Source organism: Streptomyces sp. NPDC127106, from assembly GCF_042677605.1.
Classification (GTDB): Bacteria; Actinomycetota; Actinomycetes; order Streptomycetales; family Streptomycetaceae; genus Streptomyces.
The window spans coordinates 1-7,872 of sequence record NZ_JBHXTC010000112.1; the positions used below are offsets into that span (position 1 = coordinate 1).

The 7,872-nt window shown below is 75.9% G+C and carries 6 protein-coding genes; 2 read left to right on the forward strand and 4 right to left on the reverse strand.

Translation table 11 applies throughout. The features are described from left to right. Window positions 1-193: 193 nt before the first annotated feature. From ACFVGY_RS37350 to ACFVGY_RS37365, 4 genes are all read right to left on the reverse strand, one after another. Window positions 194-2,647, reverse strand: a complete 2,454-nt coding sequence (locus ACFVGY_RS37350) for a transglutaminaseTgpA domain-containing protein (RefSeq protein WP_385686913.1) — start codon at window positions 2,645-2,647, stop codon at window positions 194-196. Continuing rightward, a complete protein-coding gene (locus ACFVGY_RS37355; protein ID WP_385686916.1) occupies window positions 2,644-4,014 on the reverse strand; it encodes a DUF58 domain-containing protein in 1,371 nt (456 codons plus the stop codon). Before ACFVGY_RS37355 ends, ACFVGY_RS37350 begins: the two co-directional genes overlap by 4 nt. Beyond that, window positions 4,014-5,024, reverse strand: a complete 1,011-nt coding sequence (locus tag ACFVGY_RS37360) for an AAA family ATPase (protein ID WP_385686919.1) — start codon at window positions 5,022-5,024, stop codon at window positions 4,014-4,016. The genes ACFVGY_RS37355 and ACFVGY_RS37360 overlap by 1 nt, the downstream gene beginning before the upstream one ends. Window positions 5,025-5,161: 137 nt before the next feature. Further along, on the reverse strand, window positions 5,162-5,710 hold the full coding sequence (locus ACFVGY_RS37365) for a beta-class carbonic anhydrase (RefSeq protein ID WP_385686922.1): 549 nt from the start codon (window positions 5,708-5,710) through the stop codon (window positions 5,162-5,164). 342 nt (window positions 5,711-6,052) lie between these two features. Between ACFVGY_RS37365 and rsmH the strand changes: the two genes are divergently transcribed. Both rsmH and ACFVGY_RS37375 read left to right on the forward strand, forming a co-directional pair. Continuing rightward, complete coding sequence (rsmH, locus tag ACFVGY_RS37370) at window positions 6,053-6,982, forward strand: 16S rRNA (cytosine(1402)-N(4))-methyltransferase RsmH (RefSeq protein ID WP_385686927.1); 930 nt, start codon at window positions 6,053-6,055, stop codon at window positions 6,980-6,982. Further along, a complete protein-coding gene (locus tag ACFVGY_RS37375) occupies window positions 6,979-7,515 on the forward strand; it encodes a hypothetical protein (protein ID WP_385686924.1) in 537 nt (178 codons plus the stop codon). Before rsmH ends, ACFVGY_RS37375 begins: the two co-directional genes overlap by 4 nt. Window positions 7,516-7,872 lie beyond the last annotated feature (357 nt).

Here is a 7,872-nt window from a genome sequence, read left to right on the forward strand (position 1 = left end):
GGCCGCCGACCGCCCGGCGGCGCGGCGGGGGGGGGGGCGGCGCGCCCCCCCGCCCCCCCCCCGGCGATTTCACATGCCCGCGCACGCCACCGCGCACGTCACCCGGCCCGCCACCGGGCCCGGAGCCCGGCCGGGGCGGGCCCGGTGCACTGCCCGCCGGGCCCGGAGCCCGGCCGGGGCGCCGCTCAGCCTCTCAGCCGCGGTCCCGCATCGGCAGGCGCAGCCGCAGCCGCAGCCGCGGGACCCGCGCCGCGAGCCCGGCAAGCCCGGCCAGCCGGCCGCGGACCGCCGCCGCCCAGGCGTCCCGCCGCGCCGCGGCCGCCCAGCGCAGCCGGACCGCGGAGCGCGGCAGCAGCAGAGCCCGGAGCCGGGCGAGGCGGCCCACCCCGGCGAGCAGTGCGGCCCGCGCCAGCAGCACGTCCGCCGCCGGCCGGTACGGGTCCTGGCCGGGCGGGGCGTACAGCGCGCGCTCCACCGCCCCGGCGACCCGGTGCACCGCCTCCGCGGCGTCCGGCTCCAGCCGGCCCAGCTCCACCAGCCGGGACGCGGCCCGGCGCGGCGACAGGGTCCCGTCCGGGGCGATGCCCACGTCCCAGGCGGCGTCGCCCAGCTCCTGCCAGGCCGGCAGGATGCCGTCCGCGCCCAGCCGCCGCGCCCTGACCCGGCTCCGCCACAGCAACGGCAGCAGCGGCAGCGCCAGCAGCGCCAGCACCGCGCCCGTCCAGCCGAGGACCGCCGTGAGCGACGGCCCGCCCCCCGTGCCGCCCGCGCTCTGCTGGGGCGCGGCGCCCCCGCACTCGCCCAGCTTCTTCAGCTCCGGCGGGCAGGTGTCGGCCTTCGACGGCTCCGCCGACGGCTGCGCCGCGCTCTGCGACGGCACCGGGGACGGGGCCGAGGGCTGGGCCGCCGGCCGGTCGGCGCGGGAGTAGTCCGGCAGGCTGATGCCCTGCCGGGGCGTGGGCTCGAACCGGGTCCAGCCGATGCCCTCGAAGTACAACTCGGGCCAGGCGTGCGCGTCCCGCATGGTCACGTTGACGCTGCCGTCCGGCTGCCGCTCGCCCGGGGTGAACCCGACCGCCACCCGCGCCGGGATGCCGAGGGACCGCGACATCGCCGCCATCGAGAACGCGAAGTGGACGCAGAAGCCCTCCTTGTCCTGGAGGAACCGGGCGATCGCCGTCGTACCGGTCCCCGAGGCCACCTTCGTGTCGTAACGGAATCCACCGTTCACGGCGAAGAAGTCCTGGAGGTTCACCGCCCGCGTGTAGTCGTCCTTCGCCCCCTTGGTGACCTGGCGGGCCGTCTCCGCGACCACCGCCGGCAGACCGTCCGGCAGCTTCGTGTACGCGTCGCGGACCGCCCGGTCCGGTTCCGGGGCGGCCCGGAGCTGCGCCGCCGTCGGCCGCAGCAGCAGACTGGTCACCTGGTAGCCGGTGCCCTGGACGGTCTGGAAGCGGTCCTTGCCCAGCTGGTCGCCGACGAGGGTCCGGCCGACCGGCTCGAACCGCCACTTGCCGCGGATGTCCACGGCCATCGCCGGGTACGGCATCGGCAGGTACCGCTGCGCGTACGTGTCGGCCGCGGAGAGGCTGGTGCGGACCTCGACGGCGTTCCGGCGGACCTGCTCGTTCAGGCCGGGCGGGGTCGGCAGCCGCTCGGGCACGTCGGTCAGGGCACGCGCCGACGCCTCCCACTTGACCCCGTTGAACTCGTCAAGCGCCAGGATCCGCAGGTACTGCTCGCCCAACTGCGGGCTGTCCGTCCGGTACTTCAGCACCACCCGGTTGTCCTGCGCGTTCAGGCTGCCCTGCAGCGAGACGAGCGGGTTGACCGCCGAGATGGTCCCGCCGACCCCGGTCCCGCCGCCCTCCGCGTCGCCCTGCCGGGCCAGCAGGCCGCCGCCGAGCGGGGGCAGCACCGCCGGCACCGCCAGCGCGAGGCCCAGCGCGACCGCGCCGATCCGCCTGCCCGTGCGCACCGGGGAGACCGCCTGGCCCGAGCCCGCGCCGCTCCCGTACCCCGAGGCCGCCGAGACCCGCCCGGGCGGGGCCCCGCCGAAGACCCGGCCCCACTGGGCCAGCCGGTCCCGGCCCTCGGCCAGCAGCAGCAACAGGTAGCCGCCGCCGGCCAGCAGGAACGAGAACCAGGCGCCGCCGACGCCGCCGGACAGCCCGGCGGCCACCGAGTACAGCGCGAGCAGCGGCAGCCCGGCCGCGGCGGCACTCCGCAGCGTCACCGCCAGCAGGTCCACCAGCAGCCCGATCAGCAGCACACCGGCGAGCAGCAGCAGCCGGATGCCGTCCGTCAGCGGCGCCGGTATCGAGAACTCGGCCACGTCCTGCAGGCCCCGCAGGAACAGGGCCCCGACGTCCGTCACCAGGTACGCCGTCGGCCCGGTACCGGTGGACTCGCCCTTCCCCGCGAAGAGGAACACCAGCACCAGCAGCGACACCAGCGCCTGGCAGACGACGGTGAGCCAGCGCGCCAGCGGCACCCGCCGGACCGCCGCCCCCACCCCGCTCTGCACGGCCAGCAGCAGTCCCGCTTGCAGCAGCCAGCCCGCCGACTCCACCAGCGAGGCCAGCGACCACGAGGTCATCAGCGTCGCCAGTGCCGCGAACAGCGTCAGCCGCGCCCGCCCGCTCATGACCGGCCTCCCGAGGTCTGCGCACCCAGCGGTGCGCTGCCGGCCTGCCGCCACAGATCACCGAACGCCGCTCCGGGCGGCACGGCCAGCGCCGTCCAGCCCGTCTCGTTCAGCCGGTGCAGCCGGTCGTCCACCTGTGGACCCGGCCGCCCGGCCCACTGGTCCGGGTCCAGGACGAAGGCCACCGCGGCCCCGCTGCGCCCGCGCATTTTCGCCGCCATTTCCGTCTGTGCGTCGTCGAGGTCCCCGAAGAAGGCGACGAGCAGTCCGTCGCCGCCCGGGCCGGCACCGCCGCCGTACGCGCCGCCGCCGGCCAGGGCGTCGTACGCGCGCGAGAGGCCCGCGCCGTCGGAGTGCCCGACGACCGCGAGGGTGTCCATCATCAGCCCGGAGGCCTCGGCGGATTCCGAGCCGCCGGAGGAGAAGCCGCTGCCCTCGCCGGGCACCGAGCTCCCGGTGTCGGTGATCAGCCGCACCGCGAAGCCCCGTTCGAGCAGGTGGACCAGGGTCGAGGCGGCCGCCGACACGGCCCACTCGAAGGCGGAGTCGGGACCGGCGCCCTCGAAGGCGACCGCCCGGGTGTCCAGCAGCACGGTGGCCCGGCTGCGCTGCGGCTGCTCCTCGCGGCGCACCATCAGCTCGCCGTAGCGGGCCGTGGAGCGCCAGTGCACCCGGCGCAGGTCGTCGCCGCGCCGGTAGCCGCGCGGGATGACGTCGTCGTCGCCGGCCAGGGCCAACGCGCGGTGGCTGCCGTCGCCGTGGCCGGAGGTCTCGCCGCTCAGCCGGACCGGCGCCAGCTCCTCGGTCCGCGGGACGACGGTGAGCAGGTCGTACGTGCCGAACGAGCGGGTCAGCTCGACCAGCCCGAACGGGTCGGTCAGCCGCAGCTGGAGCGGGCCGAGCGGGTAGCGGCCGCGCAGGTCGGAGCGGACCCGGTAGGACACCTCGCGGCGCCCGCCCGGCTCGACCCGGTCCAGGACGAAGCGGGGCCGGGGCCCGAGCACGTACGGGACCCGGTCCTGCAGCATCAGCAGCCCGGTGGGCAGCCGGGAGGTGTTGTCCAGGCGCAGCTGCACGCGGGCCTCGGCCCCGGCGGGCACGCGGACCGGGGTGAGCCGGCGGCTGCCGGCGACCCGGTGGCGGGTGCGGTGCAGGGCGAGCACGCAGACCAGCGGCAGGGCGGCGAGCAGCAGCCCGACCCGGAGCAGCTCGCCCTGGCCGAGCACGTAGGCGCACAGTGCGGCGGCCGTTCCGGCGGCCAGGAAGGACCGGCCGCGGGTGGTCAGCCCCGCCAGCGAGGCGCGCAGCCCGCCCCGCCCCGGCCCCCGGCCCGCGCCGCCGGCGCCGCGCGGGGCACCGGCGCCCATCAGAAGCCCCGGACGCCCGCGGCGGGCGGCATCTCGCCGCGGCCCCGGGCAGCCGGGACGGGGGTGCGCTGCACGATGTCCTGGACGACCTGCTCGGCGGTGCGCCGGTTGAGCTGGGCCTGCGCGGTGGGCAGCAGCCGGTGCGCGAGGACCGGGCCGGCCAGCGCCTGGGCGTCGTCGGGCAGGACGTAGTCCCGGCCGGACAGGGCGGCCGAGGCCTTCACGGCGCGCAGCAGGTGCAGGGTGGCGCGGGGCGAGGCGCCCAGGCGCAGGTCGGGGTGGCTGCGGGTGGCGGAGACCAGGTCGACGACGTAGCGCTTGACGGGCTCGGCGACGTACACGTCGCGGACGGCGTCGATCAGCTTGGTGATGTCGTGGGCGTGCGCGACGGCCTGGAGGTCGTCGAGCGGGGACAGCCCGCCGTGCACGTCGAGCATCTGCAGCTCGGCGTCGGGGCTCGGGTAGCCGACGGAGACGCGGGCCATGAAGCGGTCGCGCTGGGCCTCGGGGAGCGGGTAGGTGCCCTCCATCTCCACCGGGTTCTGGGTGGCGACCACCATGAACGGGCTGGGCAGGGCGTAGGTCGTGCCGTCGATGGTGACCTGCCGCTCCTCCATGGACTCCAGCAGCGCGGACTGGGTCTTGGGCGAGGCGCGGTTGATCTCGTCGCCGATGACGATCTGGGCGAAGATCGCGCCGGGCTTGAACTCGAACTCGCGGCGCTGCTGGTCGTAGATGCTGACACCGGTGATGTCCGAGGGCAGCAGGTCCGGGGTGAACTGGATGCGCTGCACCGAGCAGTCGATCGACTTGGCGAGGGCCTTGGCGAGCATGGTCTTGCCGACGCCGGGCACGTCCTCGATCAGGAGGTGGCCCTTGGCGAGCAGCACGGTCAGCGCGATCCGCACGACCTCGGGCTTGCCCTCGATCACGGTCTCGACCGAGTCGCGGACCCGCCCGGCCGTGCTCGTCAGATCCTCGAGGCCCGCTCTGTCGTCATACGTCGTCACCTGGTACTCCTCGGCCCTTTCCGGCAGGGCCGACGTCCTTGGCGCATGACGGCCCACCCCAACACGGACGCCGGCCCGGACGGAATTCCGGGCGGCGTCATCCCCGCATTGTTGACGGCGTCACGGGGCTGTGTCACTCACGAGGCCGGATCGATCTCCCGCAGGAGCCCGGTGTGCACGTCGAAGACGAAGCCTCGCACATCGTCGCGGTGGGGCAGGAAGGGGTTGGTGCGGACCCGCTGCATGGACTGGCGAACGTCCTGGTCAACGTCCCGGAAGGCCTCGACGGCCCAGGCGGGGCGCTGGCCGACCTCGTCCTCCAGCTCGTGCCGGAAGTCCTCGGTGAGGCTCTCCAGACCGCAGCCGGTGTGGTGGATGAGTATGACGCTGCGGGTGCCCAGCGCGCGCTGGCTGATGGTGAGCGAGCGGATGGTGTCGTCGGTGACGACGCCGCCGGCATTGCGGATCGTGTGGCAGTCACCCAGCTCCAGGCCGAGCGCCTTGTGCAGGTCGAGGCGGGCGTCCATGCAGGCCACCACGGCGACGCGGAGCACCGGCCGGGCATCCATACCGGGGTCCTTGAAGGTGGCGGCATACCTGCGGTTCGCCGCGACCAGCTGATCGGTGACGGACCCGCCGGCGGTCGGTGCGGCGGACCCTGTGGGCAGGGATGCGGAAGTCGTCATGCATACGACGGTAGTGGTCACGACCGGTTCGGGCATGGAGTGAGGGTGGACAAAGAAGGTCAACCGGCCTTGTTGTGAGCTAACCCACAGGGGTGGGCAGGGGGCGCCCGTCCGGGTGATTCGCGGCTTTCGGGGGTTCCTCGGGAGGTAGCCGCTACGGCACGCGCGGGCGGTTCGTTGACCGCGCCGACCGGTGCACTAAAGTGGCGCGAACCGGCCGGAGCCCGGCCCTGACCGGCCGCCCGGCCCCTGGTAACACTCCGCGTGCGCGGCGCGGCGCATGCCTGCCGCGCCGTTATCTGAGAGGGCGCTTTGACCAGCGAGTCCCGACACGTCCCGGTGATGCTCCAGCGGTGCCTGGACCTGTTGGCCCCGGCGCTCCAGAAGCCGGGGGCCGTCGTCGTCGACTGCACCCTCGGCCTCGGAGGCCACAGCGAGGCCCTGCTGACCCGATTCCCCGAGGCCCGCCTGATCGGCCTCGACCGCGACAAGGAGGCCCTGCGCCTCTCCGGCGAGCGGCTCGCCCCCTTCGGGGACCGGGCCACCCTCGTCCACGCCGTCTACGACGAACTGCCCGACGTACTGGACCGCCTCGGCATCCCCGCCGTCCAGGGCGTCCTCTTCGACCTCGGCGTCTCCTCCATGCAGCTCGACGAGGCCGACCGCGGGTTCGCGTACGCCCAGGACGCACCGCTGGACATGCGCATGGACCAGACGACCGGCATCAGCGCCGCCGAGGTGCTCAACACCTACCCGGCGGGCGAGCTCGTACGGATCCTGCGCCAGTACGGCGAGGAGAAGCAGGCCAAGCGGATCGTCTCGGCGATCGTGCGCGAGCGCGCGAAGGAGCCGTTCACGAACAGCGCCCGGCTCGTCGAGCTGATCCGCGACGCCCTGCCGCAGGCGGCGAAGCGCACCGGCGGCAACCCGGCCAAGCGGACCTTCCAGGCGCTGCGCATCGAGGTCAACGGCGAGCTGTCGGTCCTGGAACGGGCCATCCCGTCGGCCGTGGACCGCATCGCGGTGGGCGGCCGCATCGCGGTGCTCTCCTACCACTCCCTGGAGGACCGCCTGGTCAAGCAGGTCTTCGCGGCCGGCGCCGCCTCCACCGCCCCGCCGGGCCTGCCGGTGGTCCCCGAGAAGTACCTGCCGAAGCTGAAGCTCCTCACCCGCGGCGCCGAGCTGCCCACCGAGGAGGAGATCGCCGAGAACCGGCGGGCCGCCCCGGCCCGCTTCCGCGGAGTGGAGCGGATCCGGGAGGCGAACCTGTGAGCAGGGGCGGGGCCGGGCCGGTGGGGCCGGGGCGACCGCGCGGCCCCTCGGGGGGACAGGCGGCGCGCACGCCGTTCGTCCTGCTCGTGGTGGGGCTGCTCGCCGGCGGACTGATCAGCCTGCTCCTGCTGAACTCCGCCCTGAACGAGGGCTCCTTCCAGCTGACCCGGCTGAAGAAGGAGACCACCGCGCTGACCGACGAGGAGCAGGCCCTCCAGCGGGACGTCGACGCCTACTCGGCCCCCGACGCGCTGCAGCGGCGCGCCCAGGAGCTGGGCATGGTCCCCGGCGGCAGCCCCGTCTTCATCGGCCCGGACGGCAAGGTCACCGGGACCGCCGCCGTCGCGGAGTCCCCGTCCCCGGGCGCCCCCGCGGCCGTGTCCCCTGCCGCGTCCCCCGCCGTGTCCGGGACCCCGTCGGCGCCGGCCGGGACGGCGCCGCAGAGCCCGCCCCCGCCGACCCCTGCCGGGCCGGGTCCGGCGGCGTCCTCCCCGCAGCCCGGGCCCCAGCCCACCCCGAACCCAGGCAGGTGACGTCGTGACGCGGACCCCTCCGGGGCCCCTCCCCGCCCCACCCCCTTCCCGACCGCGCGCCACGGCCGCCGGCACCCCCGCCGCCGAAGAGCCCGCCCCCCGGGCGGGGACGGGCGCAGGCGCGCCGGAGCGGCGGAGCCCGGAGGTGGCCGGGTGAGCCCGCAGGACCCCCCGCGGCGCCGGGTGCCCGGCCCCGGGGGGCCCCGCCCCCCCGGGCCCGGCGGGGCGCGGCGGGCGGGGGCGGGCCGGCGCGCGGCCGGCGCCGCGCCCCCCCGCGGGCCCGGGCCCGGGGGGCGGCCCCCGCGCCTGGTGGTGGAGTTGCGCGGGTTGTTCTCCCGGCTGGGCACCACCGTGCTG

Bases quoted from the DNA above. Each gene is read 5' to 3' on its own strand.
- ACFVGY_RS37350 (WP_385686913.1), bottom strand. From the start codon at position 2,647: ATGAGCGGGCGGGCGCGGCTGACGCTGTTCGCGGCACTGGCGACGCTG.
- ACFVGY_RS37355 (WP_385686916.1), bottom strand. From the start codon at position 4,014: ATGGGCGCCGGTGCCCCGCGCGGCGCCGGCGGCGCGGGCCGGGGGCCG.
- rsmH (WP_385686927.1), top strand. From the start codon at position 6,053: ATGCTCCAGCGGTGCCTGGACCTGTTGGCCCCGGCGCTCCAGAAGCCG.
- ACFVGY_RS37365 (WP_385686922.1), bottom strand. From the start codon at position 5,710: ATGACGACTTCCGCATCCCTGCCCACAGGGTCCGCCGCACCGACCGCC.